Source organism: Martelella alba (assembly GCF_005217455.1).
In the GTDB taxonomy this organism is placed as follows: domain Bacteria; phylum Pseudomonadota; class Gammaproteobacteria; order Enterobacterales; family Enterobacteriaceae; genus Acerihabitans.
Genome location: NZ_SZPQ01000022.1, coordinates 1 through 15,582 on the forward strand (window position 1 = coordinate 1; position 15,582 = coordinate 15,582).

A 15,582-nucleotide genomic window follows, 5' to 3' on the forward strand; every position below is an offset into this window, starting at 1 on the left:
AAATGTTCGGCGAATGTTTACCTTCCCTTCCCGCCCGTCGTAAGCCTTCATTGCTCAGGATGGTTCTGGCGTTGTTCACGCGCACGCCCTTTGCGCCGGCATGCGCTTCGCCAGACGCGTTTTCCCCGCGGAAATCCGTCGTCCCCCCGACTGCCGGCCGCATTCCCGTCTCAACGCCCCGCGCCAATTGAAGCTCATTTTTCACCCGATGGGCGTATTTCACTTCCGGCGTATGCAACTGGGCCGATTCGAAGACGCTTGATGCGGCGAATTGAGGGGAAAACGCGTCCGGATTGGCTTTCGACAGACCGTCCTTGGCCGCCGCGGGTGATGGCGGAAAGTTTCCCCGTGGGGCGACGGGGTCGGACAGCAACGTGTCGCCAAAAGGTCGCGGCGTGCCGGCCGCGGGCGCTGCGTTGCCATGGCGGCCGTCAAAATGGATAAATGTCGAATGATTGACCGGCGCAAAGGTATTTTGCGTTGGTGAAAAAACAAAATTGTTATTGGTGATGTAGGTGTTATTGGCCCGGTCGGCCGATGGGCGCTCGCCCGCCGGCGCGGGTCCGTTCGCGCGGGTAAACGGGGGGCCATCCGTGGGGACGGCGTTCGGGCCGTCATCGCCCGGGGCCTGTATCGATGCGCGGGAAGGCGCGACGTCGTCGGCTACGGCGGTTCTATTCGCCGCGGGACGGGTACCACCGTCGATATCGTAGTCGCTCAGCAGATGGGGGATTGTCAGAACCACATCCACCGCCCGGTAAATATTTTCCAGCGATCCGGTCTGATAGCTCTCAATGCCGCCGCGAACCTGTTCGAGCAGACGCATGGCATGACGGTCCACCACGAGCAGAATATTCGCTTTGGTATTTTCAGTAAGACGGCTACCAAACTGCTGTTCAAGGTAGCCCACAATGAACGGCTTGATACGCGAGGCCAACAGATGCTCCGCCGCCCTGCCGGCTTCGCCGGCGGCCTTCGCGTCATCCGCGGGGCCGATCACTTCAATCATAATGGCGGCCAGTCGGTTCTCAAGGGTCCTGATTTTGCGGTATTCTTTATCGCGGCCCGGTTGGTGGCTGCCGAAAACCGACTTTCTGCCCAACGTGTCCGCGACCATTTTATTGGTCAGTTCGGTCATGATGGCGTTTAACTCGCCGACGATTTCACCGGAAGCGGCGCCGTCCATCGCCAGATAATACGTCGTCGCGATATGGTCCAACCGGGAACGGGCCAGCTGATTGTCGGTCTCGGCGTAAAGTCGCCGCAGCGTCTGTTCGTGTCTTCCGGCGGCGCTAAATAACCTGTCCCGCATGTCGCGCTCGACATCCCTGCGGCAATCATCCACGGAAATCCGGTTATTCTCGCTTGGGCCTTCCGTCTCTGCCGGAGAGGACGGCGTTGATTCGCCGCCGGAAATGACCGCGTCCGTCATTCCGCCAGGCGAGGCGGCGTGATTGCCCTGCCGCCCCGTCGTCTTCTGTCCTTCCCTGGCGCGATCCTGCCGCCGTTCGTTGGTTTTCACCGCCGGGGTTCTCACGCCTTGGTGAATATTGCCGGCGCTCTTGAGTTTTTTAATAAGCGCTGAAGCTAAATGCTTAACTTTGCCCCCCAAAGGCGAGGACAGTTTGGCGGGTTGCGTCAGCGGCAAGGATTGAATGGTAGGCATAGGTCATTCCCCAGGTTATATCGAGGCAAGGATTTGTTTCAAAGTTTCAGCACCCGAGGTAATGGATGAGCTTAAAACTTTCACCATGGTATCGAACATCCCGTTGGCATTGCCGTATTTGGTGGTGAGCAATTGCAAAGTGGTCTGGAATTTCCCTGATTGGGCATCAAAACCGCTACGCCAGGATTGGTACTGGAAGGTGGACATGGGCGCCAGAGCGCTGTCACTCATGTTATCCCTGATGGTTTGCAACGGCGAAAGGTCGATTCTCACGACATAACCATCGCCGGAAGCTTGCACGCAGGCGGGATCCAGACCCAGTTCGGCGGCCCATTTCTCCGCGTCCTCCCGGGTCGCCGAGCCCGTTGCGGGGAACAACACGCCTTGCTCGCCGTTGCCGTAGGTGGCAAGCAGTTTGTCGATTTCATCAAGCACCTCCGGACGGAATTGCATGGTCTGGTTGCCTTTGTCGTCGGTGGAGACATCGAGATAGGCGGTCAAACCACTCATAAAGTCGCTGAAATCGCTGTAAAACGCGGTATAGCGCTCGACCACGGTTTCGTAAACTTCCAGATAATCTTCTTTGATGGCGCCAATGGCATCGACCGCGTCTTGCCAGAGCTCGGCATAGCTCTTGAACGCCGGATCATCAGCGACCGCGGCGGCGGACGAATCGCGCGCATCGCCGGTCTCCGCGTTTCGGGATAAGCGTTGTTCCGCCCCTGCGGCGAGGGCGTCGCCGGCAAGCGCCGAGCGCAGGTTGTCGGTCGCCGCCTGATAGGACAATTGCCACTCTTGGTTGAAGCCGAAATCCTGTGTCGAACGAAACGCCGGCGCCATCGTGTCGGCGTTGTCACTCGCGGAGGCGTTAACGACCGCCTCCAGCGACCGAGTGGCCTTATCGACGCGCCGCGCCAAAGCCGACAGATGACTGTCGAGGGCGCGCTTATCATCGGCCAGGCACTCGCGGCAACGCGCCCATTCCCGATGCGCGCCGGCATACGATGACGTTGCATTGTCTGCTCGGCGGGCGTCGTGCGCCGGGGACGACAAACCCGGATGATCATCGTTGCGGCAGGCGTCCGGCGAGCCTTTGCCCGGCGACGCCAGCGCATCGCCAAGCGCCGGTAGCGGAAAATGGCCGATGTCCGGCGAAAAGAAACTCACGTAGCTCATAGCTGTACTCCCAACCACGCCGCGGTCACAGGCGGCGCCGGTCAAAATCAAACGGACTTGCCCGCTATCATGCCGGCGGTATCCAGATGGGCGCGCTGGATATCGGCCAGTTTCTGGGCGACCGTTTGGATCAAACTGTCAAAGTCCCGCGCGTTGGCATTGCTGGTATCCGCCAGGCCACTCGCCACCTGGCCGGACTGCTGATGCAAATGCTGCTGGGCGTTTTCGTCGGCCTGCATGACCTGGGTGTTGCCACCGAGAATGCCGGTCGTGGGATGCGACATCTGGGAAATCAGCATCCCCTTGGCTTTAATGGCATCCGCCTTGGCCTGTTTATCCCGGATGTCGATCTCCGCCACGCCGATATCCTTTTTCAGCCGCATTTGCGCGGCTTCATCAATATGCGCCTGATGCCGTGGCCGCACGCCGGCGGTATTCTGCCGCACGGCAACGTTGCCGCCATCAACGGTATCCAGTCGAACCCCGCCGGACACAGAAGCGCTTTCCAGTGCCGACGAGCCGCCCTTGGCGCTATTGAGCCTGGCTGCGTCCAGGGCGTTTTGCTGTTTTAACAAAGACGTCTGATCGTTTTGCAGCATCGCCCGTTCCCGGTTAATGCCTTTTTGTTGCAAGGCGAATCCCGCTCCCGAAATGGACAGCCCGAACGATGCCTGGCTAATGGCGCCGTTCAACGCGGTTTGCCCGGACGCGCGCATGGCGCTCGCCGCCCCTTCGGCCATTCTGCCTTTTACCAGCGCCATGTCCGCCTGGTTTTGCCGTTCGGCTGTCTTGCCGGTTTGCAGCGCCTGGAGGATAACGGCGAACAGAGCGGCGATTTGACTGGTATTCAGACGGGATATGTCAAACCCTCTGGCCGTTCCCCCCGTCACGGTCGTCTCGTCGGCCAGTTGCGCGAGAACCTGCGAGGGCGTGCGGCCGGATACCCGCTGCGCGATGCCGGACACAATATCGCCGGTCGGCATGGCCGCGGCCGCATCAGGCTGTCGCAGGACCGTCGTTCCGCTTGTCCCGGCGGCCGATAACACCGACTTCTTTTTGCCGACGGCGAAATCGGCCAGCGTTTGAGAGGCATCGACCGCGGCCGGACGGCTTTCAGCGATTGACGCTTGTGGCAACAGGCCGAAGTCCGCCGGGTGTTGCGCAGTGATTTGCTGGGTGTTCATAGATTGCCTCCTTGTTCAGGCAAGAGCGTTTCTCACGATTGTTTTGTTGGCTTGCGCGGCAGCGTTCTGCAATTCGATCAGGCTGGCCCACTGTTGTTGCTGGCTGCTTTGGGCATCGCTGAATTTTTCCACCATCTGCTCAAGCAACTGTCTGACTTGTTCCATCTCGGCGTTTGATAACGTGAAACTGGCCAGGATAGTCTGGGCGTTCCGTTCATAAATACCTTGCGCCACCCGACCGCCGGCCTGAGCGGTCTCGGCGCTTATCCCCGCGCCGGTGTTGATGCTATTAAGCCGGTTGGTGTAACTTTTCAGCGCCAGGCTGTCCGAACGAAGCGAAAGCTTAGAAAGCAAACGCTTGATGCTATCGGATACCAACGCACTGGATTTGCCGGCCATGTCTTTGAGAATGTTGGGAATCAATTTGCGAATGGCGTCATTGATCAGGTTGCCGAATGCCGAGGCGGCTGCCTTGCCCGCCGCGGCCTTGCCCACGATGACCACGGCGATGATCAGCGCTGCGGCGACCAGGGTGCCGACGATACCGCCTATCATGGCGGCGGTATTGGCATCCATGCCCAGACGCTCAAGCATTTTGGCGATTCCTTTGCTTAGGGCGTCCACCAAGGGCTTGATGATATTCTCCATAATGGGGCTGAGCGCTTTTTCCATAAAAGAAACCCCGCTGACCGCCTTGCTGATTTCATCGCCGACCAACAGGGCCAGGCCCACCGCGGCAAAGGCCAGGCTGGCGCCGCCGGAAAACACGGCGCCGATGACGCTTAGCGCCGTTATCAGCCCGCCCAGGATCTTGCCGACGCACCCCATGGCCTTATTAAGCTGCTCGGCCTTGCGCACCTCGGCGTCATACTCCTCCGCCTTACGCTGCATCTCTTTTTGCCGGGTCTCCTGCATGCTTTGAAAAAGCGCCGAATCGTTCTCCAGCGCCTTTTCGCTGTTCTCCCCCACCAGTTTGATGAACGTGCCTATCAACAGCAGCATGCGCGCCAGCGCGTTCAGGTTTTGTTCGCCGGTCTGCTTTATCAACATCCCTTGGGCATTGACCAGGCTCTCCAGCCGGATTAACAAATCATCGACGGCCAGTACGGCTTCCCGGGCGGCGGCATAGGACTGTTGAGCCAGGGATTCCGCTTTGCCCCATTGTTCCCGGGCCTGATTCAGCGCGAGCTCCGCCGTTTGCAGTTGGCCATAGGCGGCCTCATAGCCGGGATCTTGCGGCGCAAGCTGACTTAAGGCCAACTTGGCCTGGTCGTATGCCTGCTGTTTGTCGGCAAGCTGCTGCGCCGCGGCATCCAGGGACGCCAAATCCGCCTCGGCCTGGGCGGTAGCGGCGGTGCTGTGCTCGGCCGCCTGCTGGAACTGCATATACAGCGCCTCGTTGCGCTGCTGCAACGCATGACTGTTGGCCATCATCACTTCCAGGCGGCTGGCCAACTGGCTTAGCGACGCGTTGCCCAACAGGCGCATGGCGTTGCCCGCCAACTGAGTAAACCGCGCGGTGTTGCCCCATTTATCGTCACCTTGCGCCGATGACCGCGGCGGGGCCAGCTCCGGCGCATCGTTGGCGGTCCAAACAGCAACGGCGGTTCGGGCGGGCGTATCACTGAGCAATGTCAGCATGTCCCGCGCCGCTTTTTGCGCCTCATCGTAAAGCGACTGTGCCTTAGCCTGGGAAATCAGGGGCTTGTCAACCCCGGCATGCTCGGTAACCGACGGTCTTGCCGATTGCGCGAAAGCCTCGCCATGACCCGTCCCGATTGTTCCGATTGAGTCCGTCATGTCAGCTCCTTGGTTTCCTGCGGCGATGTGCCGGCCTCATTTTGTTTTTGCAGCGTATCCAGATAGGCCTTGGCCTTCACTCGCAACGACTCTTCCTGGCAATGCGCCACGACCTGCTCAAAACATTGTTTGGCTTTATTGGCTTTCTGCATCAGTAGCTGACATTGGCCGCTGAAAAAAACCGGACGGTAATCCTCTTTCGCCAAAGAAAAAGCGACCGCGTAAATATCGGCGGCTTTCTGGAATTGCTTTTTTAATTGATAGACCGCGCCCAGGCCCAGGTAATAGTCCGGGTTATAAAAATCATAGATACACAGGAAGCGAAAAAATGTCGCAGCCTCGTCCAGTTGTCCTTTATGGTAAAAATCATAGGCGTGGGCGTAAATCCCCTCCATCATCTCATCAGGCAAATCGTGCACATCTTTCAATGTTGCGCCATTACTTACCGCATTCCACAGCATATCCGCGATTTGGGTTTCACTGACATTATCATGCAACGTCATAAATTACTCCTGAGATGCACCATCAATTATGAGGGTGACTTGATTGAAACATGAACAAATAACCATTACTTTCAACAATCGCTCAACAAAATAGCGACTACCCACTGGTAATCAGCCTGATTCCAGGACAATGGTTAAACGAAACTGAATAAATAAGGGTAGACTCGACCTACATCCAGTTGCCGCTTTTCGGGCAGCGCCCCCTTGCCGCCACGATGCGACCCGAGGGGGTTAAAATCTATTACCTGAATTATTTAAAGTGTATAATCAAATAACCACTTCCATCATTTTTATTAAAACATTGCACATACCTCAGTTAGAGTTGAAAAAGATTTACTGTTTTTTTTAGCGTGCCTTCGAGACAATATTTATACTTAAACTTCGCGATGCATCGCGGCGTAGATAGCATATAGGGTTATGGTCGTTCTTCTGTCTGGTCCGACGACGGGTTTTCTTCATGACGCCAGGCATTCTCCACTTCTTTAAGCCAGGTCAGCAAACGTAAAACCTCGTCCAGTTCCTCAAGCCGAATAAACGAGTACAGGCGATGGGATTTATAGATTTTTCTGGCCAGAGCGATATCCCGCACCACCGGCACGCCCACTTCCTCGGCGTATTTACGCACCGCCAACGCCCGCTGATTGGTCTCCAGTACCGAGATGAAAGGCGCCGGCACCACCTCGGGGCTAAAATAAATACCGATGGCGATGTGCGTCGGATTGGCGATGATGAATTGCGAGCTGCGGATATCCGATTTAGTCTGCTCCGACAAAATCTCCATATGTAATTGCCGGCGGCGCCATTTGATTTCCGGGTTGCCGTCTAGCTCTTTCATCTCACGCTTGACTTCCTGCTTGTCCATTTTCAATTCTTTAATATGCAGGAAATAGTCGGCAATGGCATCCAGTACGGCAACCAGGATCAGGCAGGCAAGGCACGTCAGTACCAGCGAGAGTAGTAGTTCCCGCCAAATTTGCACAATGCCCGCCGCATCGCCATGAATTTGTGAAAACAGCAGTACTTTGTTATTCCGCCAGGTGATAATGATGGCCGCGGCAAAACACCCCAGATAGAGAAACGACTTGATCATGTCCTTGATGGTTCGGATGCTGAACAGTTTTTTTATGCCTTTGGTGGGATTGAGCGCGTTGAAATTCAGTTTTAACGCTTTGGTCGCCAATAGGAATCCGGTCTGTAGCAGCGTGGGCAAAGCCGATGTCAAAATACAGATAAGCAGTATCGGAATGATCAGTTTCAACGCCAATAACACAATGGCATTACCGAACGCCTTGATTTCCACCTCAAAATGATTGGCAATCAGGTTACGGTATAACGTCATCAGTTCCGATAGCGATCCCATGGTGATAAGCCAGAGTATGCCGCATAACAGCATGCAGGCGATAATCACGTCGCGGCATTTGAAGGTCTGGCCTTTTTGCGAAGCGTCGCGCAAGCGTTTAGGCGTCGGTTTTTCAGTCTTGTTGGCCATGGGATTACCGGGTAAGGATACGATCGTTAGCGAATATCAATCTTGTTTCAGCCTGGAAGGGGCGTTTCGGCCGGTTATTCCGGCGCGCCGTCCGGCGCAATCGGCGTAAGGCTTCCCGCCTCGGGCGCCAGCCAGGTTTTGATTTGCGCGCCCGATATCCAGGCCGCGTGAAATTTCTCGGGCAGCAGGGGCGAGAAATAGAGCAACAAGATAAAAAAAGCGATCATGCTTTTGACGGTCAGGGAAATGGAAAAAGCATTCATCTGCGGAGCGAAGCGCGACAGCAACCCGAGCAAGATTTCCGACAGCAGTAAGGCGGCCAGCACGGGACTTGCCAACACCATAACCTTGAGCATCAGGGCGCTCAGCAGCCCCAGCACCGGCCGAATGGGCGGCGAGCACCCCAGCAGCGGATCGCACAATTGGTAGCTGCGCGCGAACGCCTCCAGCATGACGCTCAACCCGCCGCCCACCAAAAACAGCACGCCGGCGAACAAATGAAACAGATTGGCCAACTCCGAGGTGTCCACGCCGCTCACCGGATCGAGTGTGCTGCTGATGGTGGCCCCGCGCTGATTGTCTATCACGCTGCCGATGCCATGCATCACCCAGAACGGCAGCGCGAACACCATGCCCAGCAACAGGCCGATAAAGAATTCCCGCGCCAGGATTCGCATAAATTCGCCGCCCAGCGTCAAGGGCGCCATATCAATGGGGTGCGGCCACAGACTCAAGCCCGTCAGCATAATCACCGGCATGCGGATCGTGTTGCTGATAACGCTATGGTTAAAAAACGGCAGCAGGAAAAATGAAGGCATGATCCTGGCGGCGCCCAGAACCATGATGGCCAGGCCATGCTGGATGTCGAAAAACGCGGCGATATTCATTTCAGGGCCGGGTCAATGCCATACCGATGACTTCGCGGCCGAATCCCAGCAGCGTTTCGCCATACCAGCCGGCAAGAATAAACAGGCATAACGTGACGCTGAGCAACTTCAGGCCAAAGGGCAACGTCTGCTCCTGTAATTGCATCACCGTCTGGAAAAGGCCCACCAGCAACCCCACCAGGGTCGCTACCAAGATGGGACCGGCGGATAACATCAGCACCAAATAGAGCGCTTTGTTCCCCGCGAACACGACATCGTTCATTTTTACCCCTATTCAGCGCTCTATGTGGCCAAATCAATATATTGAAGAACCAGTCCCTTGGATAACAACGTCCAGCCATCCAGCACGACGAATAAGATCAATTTGATGGGGACAGAGATCGTGATTGGGCTCATCATCATCATGCCCAATGCCAGCAAGACACTGGATATCAGCAAATCCACCACAACGAACGGCAGATAAAGGTAAAAACCGATTTTGAACGCGCTCTTGATCTCGCTGAGCGCGTAAGCCGGCAACAACGCCAACATGGACGGCGACGACGTTTCATCCGCCGCCGCATCGCCGCCATGCCCGGATTGCGCCTTTTCAAAAAAACGCGCCAGTTCCGGGTCGGTGTATTTGCGCAAATAGTCTTTGTAGCCATCCAGTCCGTTCTCCATAAACCCGACGACCGATTCCGGATTGGAAAGATCCACGTGCTGTTCCTGGAACGTCTGGTAGGCATCGCGCGCCACCGGCGCCATAATGAACAGCGCCAGTAGCAGCGCAACGCCATTGAGCGTCATGTTCGACGGCACTTGCTGCAAACCCAGGGCATTGCGAACCATCACGAAAACGATGGAGAATTTGACGTAGCAGGTACCCGAGGCAATCAAAAACGGCAGCAGGGACAAAAACGACAATGCGCCGATCAAGCCAATATCACTGATCATGAGCCTGATCCAGATAAAGATCCGACACTTCAACGCCCAGCCGGTCTTCCAGTTGTACCAGTTCCCCTCTGGCCAGCAGGCGGCCGTTGGCCCTGATCTCGATTCTTTTCTCGACGCCGGGTTCCAATTCGAGAACCTTGCCGGCATAAAGCTGTTGCAGTTCGCCGATGCTCAAAAAGCGGCGCTGCAGGATAAATTCCACCTTGAGGGGAACCTCACGCAAAGCGGCGGAAATGGGATCCACGTCGGGCATGGCGGTAAAAGCCCCGTCCGCCGCGGGATCGTCCTGGTGATATTCGTCAGTCATAATCTTCTCTTCATTGTGCCGGAAAATACCGATGGTCACGCCTTGGCTGCGCACCCGGCGACATGGCCGGTTGATGAGCAGCACATCGCCGGGCGAAAGCTTTGCGGCCATACCGGCCGGCAGCCGGCTGCTGCCGATAAGCCATTCCACCGGCAACGTTACGGCCAACAGGCCTCGCACAGGGGTATTGGGCAGTAGCGCCAGCGCGTCGCTGACCCCGGTCAACCATACCGGGCATTCCCGGGCGGCCAAACACGGCAGTGGGGTCGTTATGTCATCCCCGGGCGTCAGCCCCTCGGCTTTAAGCGCCTTGTACGGTAAGCCCGGGTGCGCAAAGGACAATGGCCGGTCCTGGCTATTGAACAATGCCAGAATGGATTCTTCATCGCGGGCGCTGTCCGCCAATGCCGCCAGTTCGGGGTATACCCCCGCCAGCCATTGCCGGGGATCAAGCCGGCCCCGCCAAGCGCCGTTGTCGGCGCTGACGGCCAGGTGGCGGGAAGCCACGGCGGGCGGGCCGAATTGCGTTACAATGCCGCGGTCGCGCCAACCCGCCAGAATCAAGCGCCAAGCCGTCTCGGACCGCGATAAGCGCCGCAATCGCAGGGAGGTCACTGATTTTCCTCCCCCTGGCCATCCTCTTGCTGTCCGCGCCGTTGCCGCTCGCCCTCCGCGGGCAGGATCACATACCCCTCGGCCCCGGCCGGATGCGCCAGCAGATTGTCGTAAGTATTGCGGTTGTTGGGCGTGAGCACGACCGTCCCTTTCATGGCGATTTGCACGCTGTTCTGCGCGGCGGATTCCGCGCCGGCCCTGAGTTTATCGAAGGTATAGGTCAGTTGGGCGCCCCGATCGGCGCCGACGTTATTGGCGTCAAATGCCGGAGGAAGCGGCATCGGCTGGCGTTCAGGCGCCAGATGCCCGGCGCCTTTCCCCGCCATGAACTCGGCCGCGGGGCGGGACGCGAACGAAACGCCGCCGGACAGCGTATCCCTTGGGTCCAAGTCGGTTTCGGCAGCGCGTAACTCCTGCTGGCCGGTGGTGGCGCGCTCGCCGGCGAGCGCTGATTCGGCATGCCGGGCCGCCGGGTTTTTGGCGCGGATTTTTCCCCGTCCTTCGGCGTCGTTATCCGCCAAGACATGCCGGCTGCCCCGCTCGGCCCCCCCGAGTCGCATGCGATGGAAATGGGCATGGTCGCGCCCCTCTCCGCTGCCCTCCAGCGGCCGTTGTGCGCCGCCATGGGCCCCGGCGCCGATGTCTTCGCCAAGCTGTTGTTTCTTGGGCCGCGCCTGCGCGGTGTGCTCCTGATCCGCCGACGGATTTTGTCCCCGGCTGGCGGCGATAATTTGTTCCATGTCAATCGCGGTTTGCGACGCCTGGGGTTGTTCGCTGTAATAACGGGCAGATTGCGTTAGGATTTCCAAGTGATGATCTCCTGAATTTCGGTTTCTTCCTGGCGGAGCCGCCGTAGCATGCGTTGCTGTCGTTGCCGCCCGCTCCAATGCCGATATTTTTCTTGTTGACGTTGCCAGAGACGCCGCCGGCAGCGGATATCTTCCAATTCCCGGCCGATTTCCGCCAAATCCTGCGACAGGTTTTTTTCGCGCACCGCCATATCCTGTAACTGGCGGCGGATCACCGCCAACCGGCGCTGTCTGAGAAAGAGCCGCGTCCGATCCAACTGGCCTTGCGGCCGTTCAAGTTCCATCAGTTGGCGTGTGGCGGCGTATTGCGTCCGCAATTGGGTAATTTCGTCCTGCAATCCCCTCCGGCGCCGTTCTCCCTGCTGCAACAGCAGATCGCAGCGCCGCTGTTGGGTACCACAACGTTCAATAAGCGCATTCACTTTATGTAACAATGTCATGCATCACCTTGAGCGTTGTGTTGAAGTCCGCCGCCTCGGTCGTGGCTTGCCGCAGAAAGTCCTGCAAAGCCTGGCGCCGCTCCATTGCCCGGTCGTTTTCCACGTTTTCGCCGTGCTTGTACTCGCCGAGATCAAGAAAAATCTGCAATTCTTCCAGTTTGGCCAGTGTATTGCGTACCGCCCCGGCCAGTTGCTGGTGCCGGCCATCGGTGACCTGGCCGAAAACGCGGCTGATGCTGCGCAGGACATCAATAGCTGGATAATGATTCTGCGCAGCCAGTTTGCGGCTCAGATAGATGTGCCCATCCAGAATTGAGCGGATTTCGTCGGCGATGGGATCGGGTTCGTCGTCGCTTTCCAGGAGAATGGTATAAAAAGCGGTGATGCTGCCGGCGCGGGTATTGCCCGGACGCTCCAGCAGGCGCGGCAAGGCATCGAATACCGATGCGGGGTAGCCCCGTCGGGCGGGCGCCTCGCCGGCGGCCAGGGCGACGTCGCGCAGCGCCCGCCCATAACGGGTAAGCGAATCCAGAAACAACACCACTTTTTTGCCTTGATCGCGGAAATACTCTGCCACCGTGGTGGCCAGACGGGCGGCATTGGCGCGATCCAGCGACGAGTAATCCGAGGTCGCGTAAATCAGCGCGACGCGATCCTGCCGTCCCGAACGGCGCAAAGCCTCGGCGAATTCGGTGACTTCCCGGCCCCGCTCACCTATCAATCCCACCACGAACACATCGGCTTGCGATTGATCAATCAGCGTATGCATCAGCACGGTTTTTCCACAACCGGCCGAGGCGAAAATGCCGATACGCTGGCCGACGCCGCAAGTCAGCAAACCATCTACGGCGCGGATGCCGGTCACAAAGGGATGCTGTATCACCGTGCGTTGCTGGTAAGAGGGCGCATCGATGTCGATGGGCCGGTTTTCGCCGCGACCGAGACCGGACGCCGGGCACAGCCGCTCGACGATACGCCCCTGGGGATCCATGACCGCGCCCAGACACGCGTCCCCGACATTAACCGTCAACTGGGCGCCGGTGGGATGCAGCGACGCTTCCCGCGACAATCCGCGGCCATCGCCGATCAGGCTCAGAATAGTGCGCTCGTGATGAAAGCCCAGTACCTGTGCGCGGGCAATCACCTCCCGTCCCGTCCAATGCCGTCGTATATCGCAGATCTCGCCGACTTTCACGCCAGGCAGGGCCGCTTCGATAATGGGACCGGACAGCCGCAAGGGTAATGCCTGTCGGCGCAGCAGTCGCAAATGGCCTGGCATTTACTGCATCACCTCAACGAAACGTTCAAGACGTTCGAAAAAGCCGCTCAGGGCGATGGCGAAATTTTGGCCGCTGGTCAGGCACATGGGATTAAGCAGGGCTTTTAATTCAAGAAACCCTTCGTTTCTGGATAATAGAAATTGCTCGCCACGGATAAATTCGGCGCCGCGCATTAATTCTTCCAATAAAGCGGGCGCCCGTTGCTCGATAATATTGTCATTATATTCGGCCAAGCGCGACCATAACCAGATATCTTCTTCTTGGCTGCTGATATAGATGCTTGGTAAATCATTAAAATCAAGCGCGATAGTTGAATGACTATCAAAATTATCCAGCAAATTCGGATCGCAACCGCTTTCTAATAAAGCTTCCCGCACTAAGGCGGCAATATCAACATACATGAGCGATACTCCAGATTAATCAGATTGTTTTTATCACATTCACATTGACGACTTCTGTCAATTCTCCATAGGACATCACTTCGAGATCACGAAACCGATTCTCGATAAATTTCTTAACAAAGCGGCGAATATCCACGGAAGTCAATAGCACCATGTCTTTATGTGCCACCAAACTATTTTCCAGGCCCAGAGTGAATTGATCCATCAGTTCATCGGTAACCGAGGGCTCCAGGTTGAGAAAGGCGCCGGCGGAAGTGTTTCTGATGCCGCCCCGTATCACATCCTCCACTTCCGCCGAGATGATGACGGCCCGCAATTCGTTATGGACGGCGAATTTATGGCAAATATAGCGCGCCAGCGCACCGCGCACATGCTCGACCAGGGTAATAACATCTTTTTCCCGCGGCGCCCACAGGGCCAGGGATTCCATGATCAGTTTCATATTGCGGGTGGAGATACGTTCCGCCAGCAAACGCTGCAAGACCTCGGCAATGCGCTGCACGGTGGCGTGGCGCAAGACTTCCTTGAGCAGGTCGGGATATTTGTTTTCCATCATATCCAGCATGTGCTTGGTTTCCTGCACACCGAAAAATTCGCTGACATGGTGGGAAAGCAGTACCGAGAAGCAATGGTAGATCTCATCCACGGCCGACCGCAGGTGAAATCCCAATTGCAGCAGCGTTTCCTGCGCCTGGCGCTCCACCCAGACGGCGTCTTTCTCCACCCGCGTATCGATACCCAGTTGATAAAGGTCGTCGGAACCGTTGACCACCCTCATCATGTCGAAATGTATGACGAAGGAATCGGCGCGGATCTCGTTTATCAATACCACGACCGACTGCGGGTCGACATTGTCCGACGGGCGCAAAATCAATTCCGGCAGCTTGACGCCGTAGTCCACGAAAAACTGGCTGCGAAGACGCTCGCCCAGCCGCTCTTTCTCCATCTGGGCGTGATGCTCCCGAGCCACCAGCAGAATAAGCGCCACGGTTTCCGCCGTAACATGGTCGAGATCGTCGATGATTCCCATCCGGCTTTCCAGACCGTGCCGATCCTGCTGGTCATCATCATAACCCGTGGATAAGGCGGTATCGGCCCGGCCACGCCGCAATTTGAAGTAAAACAGGGCGCTCAACGCAGCGGCGAGCAGAATGAACACCGGCAGCGGAAAACCCGGCAGCATGCCGATGGACAACGCCAGCAGGGCGGTTATCACCAGCACAAACGGATTGCCTAGCAGTTGCTGCATGATAGTGCGGCCCATGTTGTCGCCGTCGCCGTTTACCCGGGTGACAATCAGGCCCGCGCTGATGGAAATGAGCAGGGCCGGGATCTGCCCCACCAGCCCATCGCCAATGGTCAGCATGGTATAAGTGCCCAGCGCCTCGGACATGTCCATGCGATGCTGGCTCATCCCGACCGCCATGCCGCCGATAAAGTTGACGAAAGCGACGATAATGCTGGCGATGGCGTCGCCTTTGATGAATTTCATCGCGCCGTCATAGGAGCCGTAAAGCTGACTCTCCCGCTCCAGCACGCTGCGTCTCTCGCGCGCGCCGTCGGCATCGATCATGCCGCTTTTCAGATCGGCGTCGATACTCATCTGTTTACCCGGCATGCCGTCGAGGGAAAACCGCGCCGCCACCTCCGCAACCCGTTCCGCGCCTTTGGTGATCACGATGAACTGCACCACGGTCACGATGGCGAAAATCACAAATCCCACCACCAGGTTTTCGCCGATGACGAACTCGCCGAACGTCGCGATGATCTCGCCCGCGTCCGCGTCGGTCAATATCAGCCGGCTGGTGCTGATGGTCAGCGCCAGCCGGAATAACGTGGTAATCAGCAATACCGAGGGAAATGTCGAAAAACTGAGAATGCGTTCAATATAAAACGTGCCCATGAAAACCAATACGGCGATGACGATATTCAGGCCGATTAAAAAATCCACCAGATAGGTTGGCAATGGAATAATGAGCATCGCGATAATCATGACGACCAAAGCCAGGATCAGCAATTCTGGTCGCGAATGAATATTGTAGAGTAATTTATTAAACACGTCATTATTCCATTACAGTTTAAATAGATG

The 15,582-nt window shown here is 57.1% G+C and carries 15 protein-coding genes; all 15 read right to left on the reverse strand.

Annotation, left to right across the window (positions count from 1 at the left end):
* Nucleotides 1-1,666, reverse strand: a 1,666-nt coding sequence (locus FCN80_RS15285; RefSeq protein ID WP_136991038.1) for a hypothetical protein, incomplete at its 3' end; no start/stop codon positions are given.
* A gap of 15 nt (nt 1,667-1,681) precedes the next feature.
* The gene (locus FCN80_RS15290; protein WP_136991039.1) at nt 1,682-2,842 is read right to left on the reverse strand and encodes an IpaD/SipD/SspD family type III secretion system needle tip protein; all 1,161 of its coding nucleotides are present in this window, start codon (nt 2,840-2,842) and stop codon (nt 1,682-1,684) included.
* 47 nt (nt 2,843-2,889) lie between these two features.
* Nucleotides 2,890-4,026 carry an IpaC/SipC family type III secretion system effector gene (locus tag FCN80_RS15295; RefSeq protein ID WP_136991040.1) on the reverse strand — a complete coding sequence of 379 codons (1,137 nt, stop codon included), beginning with the start codon at nt 4,024-4,026 and terminating at the stop codon, nt 2,890-2,892.
* A gap of 15 nt (nt 4,027-4,041) precedes the next feature.
* Nucleotides 4,042-5,826 (reverse strand): type III secretion system translocon subunit SseC family protein, encoded by a 1,785-nt coding sequence (sctE, locus tag FCN80_RS15300; protein WP_136991041.1) that lies wholly within the window; start codon nt 5,824-5,826, stop codon nt 4,042-4,044.
* Nucleotides 5,823-6,329, reverse strand: a complete 507-nt coding sequence (gene sicA, locus FCN80_RS15305; RefSeq protein WP_136991042.1) for a type III secretion system translocator chaperone SicA — start codon at nt 6,327-6,329, stop codon at nt 5,823-5,825. Before sicA ends, sctE begins: the two co-directional genes overlap by 4 nt.
* A 415-nt stretch (nt 6,330-6,744) precedes the next feature.
* Nucleotides 6,745-7,818: an EscU/YscU/HrcU family type III secretion system export apparatus switch protein gene (locus FCN80_RS15310; RefSeq protein ID WP_136991043.1), complete on the reverse strand. Its 1,074-nt coding sequence runs from the start codon at nt 7,816-7,818 to the stop codon at nt 6,745-6,747.
* A 74-nt stretch (nt 7,819-7,892) separates the two neighbouring features.
* Nucleotides 7,893-8,705, reverse strand: a complete 813-nt coding sequence (gene sctT / locus FCN80_RS15315) for a type III secretion system export apparatus subunit SctT (protein ID WP_136991044.1) — start codon at nt 8,703-8,705, stop codon at nt 7,893-7,895.
* Nucleotide 8,706: 1 nt separating this feature from the next.
* The gene (locus tag FCN80_RS15320) at nt 8,707-8,967 is read right to left on the reverse strand and encodes an EscS/YscS/HrcS family type III secretion system export apparatus protein (RefSeq protein WP_136991045.1); all 261 of its coding nucleotides are present in this window, start codon (nt 8,965-8,967) and stop codon (nt 8,707-8,709) included.
* A 20-nt stretch (nt 8,968-8,987) separates the two neighbouring features.
* Complete coding sequence (locus FCN80_RS15325) at nt 8,988-9,641, reverse strand: EscR/YscR/HrcR family type III secretion system export apparatus protein (protein ID WP_136991046.1); 654 nt, start codon at nt 9,639-9,641, stop codon at nt 8,988-8,990.
* On the reverse strand, nt 9,631-10,563 hold the full coding sequence (gene sctQ / locus FCN80_RS15330) for a type III secretion system cytoplasmic ring protein SctQ (RefSeq protein ID WP_170975410.1): 933 nt from the start codon (nt 10,561-10,563) through the stop codon (nt 9,631-9,633). The genes FCN80_RS15325 and sctQ overlap by 11 nt, the downstream gene beginning before the upstream one ends.
* Complete coding sequence (locus FCN80_RS26470) at nt 10,560-11,372, reverse strand: hypothetical protein (protein WP_170975411.1); 813 nt, start codon at nt 11,370-11,372, stop codon at nt 10,560-10,562. Before FCN80_RS26470 ends, sctQ begins: the two co-directional genes overlap by 4 nt.
* The gene (locus FCN80_RS15335) at nt 11,360-11,812 is read right to left on the reverse strand and encodes a hypothetical protein (protein WP_136991048.1); all 453 of its coding nucleotides are present in this window, start codon (nt 11,810-11,812) and stop codon (nt 11,360-11,362) included. Before FCN80_RS15335 ends, FCN80_RS26470 begins: the two co-directional genes overlap by 13 nt.
* Entirely contained in the window at nt 11,796-13,091 is a 1,296-nt protein-coding gene (gene sctN, locus FCN80_RS15340) for a type III secretion system ATPase SctN (protein WP_136991049.1), read from the reverse strand. The genes FCN80_RS15335 and sctN overlap by 17 nt, the downstream gene beginning before the upstream one ends.
* The gene (gene spaK, locus FCN80_RS15345) at nt 13,092-13,493 is read right to left on the reverse strand and encodes an SPI-1 type III secretion system chaperone SpaK (protein ID WP_136991050.1); all 402 of its coding nucleotides are present in this window, start codon (nt 13,491-13,493) and stop codon (nt 13,092-13,094) included.
* Between the two features lie 19 nt (nt 13,494-13,512).
* On the reverse strand, nt 13,513-15,552 hold the full coding sequence (locus tag FCN80_RS15350; protein WP_136991051.1) for an EscV/YscV/HrcV family type III secretion system export apparatus protein: 2,040 nt from the start codon (nt 15,550-15,552) through the stop codon (nt 13,513-13,515).
* Nucleotides 15,553-15,582 lie beyond the last annotated feature (30 nt).

Excerpts from the sequence above, each read along its gene's own strand:
- FCN80_RS15290 (WP_136991039.1), bottom strand. The coding sequence starts at position 2,842 with ATGAGCTACGTGAGTTTCTTTTCGCCGGACATCGGCCATTTTCCGCTA.
- FCN80_RS15295 (WP_136991040.1), bottom strand. The coding sequence starts at position 4,026 with ATGAACACCCAGCAAATCACTGCGCAACACCCGGCGGACTTCGGCCTG.
- sctE (WP_136991041.1), bottom strand. The coding sequence starts at position 5,826 with ATGACGGACTCAATCGGAACAATCGGGACGGGTCATGGCGAGGCTTTC.
- sicA (WP_136991042.1), bottom strand. The coding sequence starts at position 6,329 with ATGACGTTGCATGATAATGTCAGTGAAACCCAAATCGCGGATATGCTG.
- FCN80_RS15310 (WP_136991043.1), bottom strand. The coding sequence starts at position 7,818 with ATGGCCAACAAGACTGAAAAACCGACGCCTAAACGCTTGCGCGACGCT.
- sctT (WP_136991044.1), bottom strand. The coding sequence starts at position 8,705 with ATGAATATCGCCGCGTTTTTCGACATCCAGCATGGCCTGGCCATCATG.
- FCN80_RS15320 (WP_136991045.1), bottom strand. The coding sequence starts at position 8,967 with ATGAACGATGTCGTGTTCGCGGGGAACAAAGCGCTCTATTTGGTGCTG.
- FCN80_RS15325 (WP_136991046.1), bottom strand. The coding sequence starts at position 9,641 with ATGATCAGTGATATTGGCTTGATCGGCGCATTGTCGTTTTTGTCCCTG.
- FCN80_RS15335 (WP_136991048.1), bottom strand. The coding sequence starts at position 11,812 with ATGACATTGTTACATAAAGTGAATGCGCTTATTGAACGTTGTGGTACC.
- sctN (WP_136991049.1), bottom strand. The coding sequence starts at position 13,091 with ATGCCAGGCCATTTGCGACTGCTGCGCCGACAGGCATTACCCTTGCGG.
- spaK (WP_136991050.1), bottom strand. The coding sequence starts at position 13,493 with ATGTATGTTGATATTGCCGCCTTAGTGCGGGAAGCTTTATTAGAAAGC.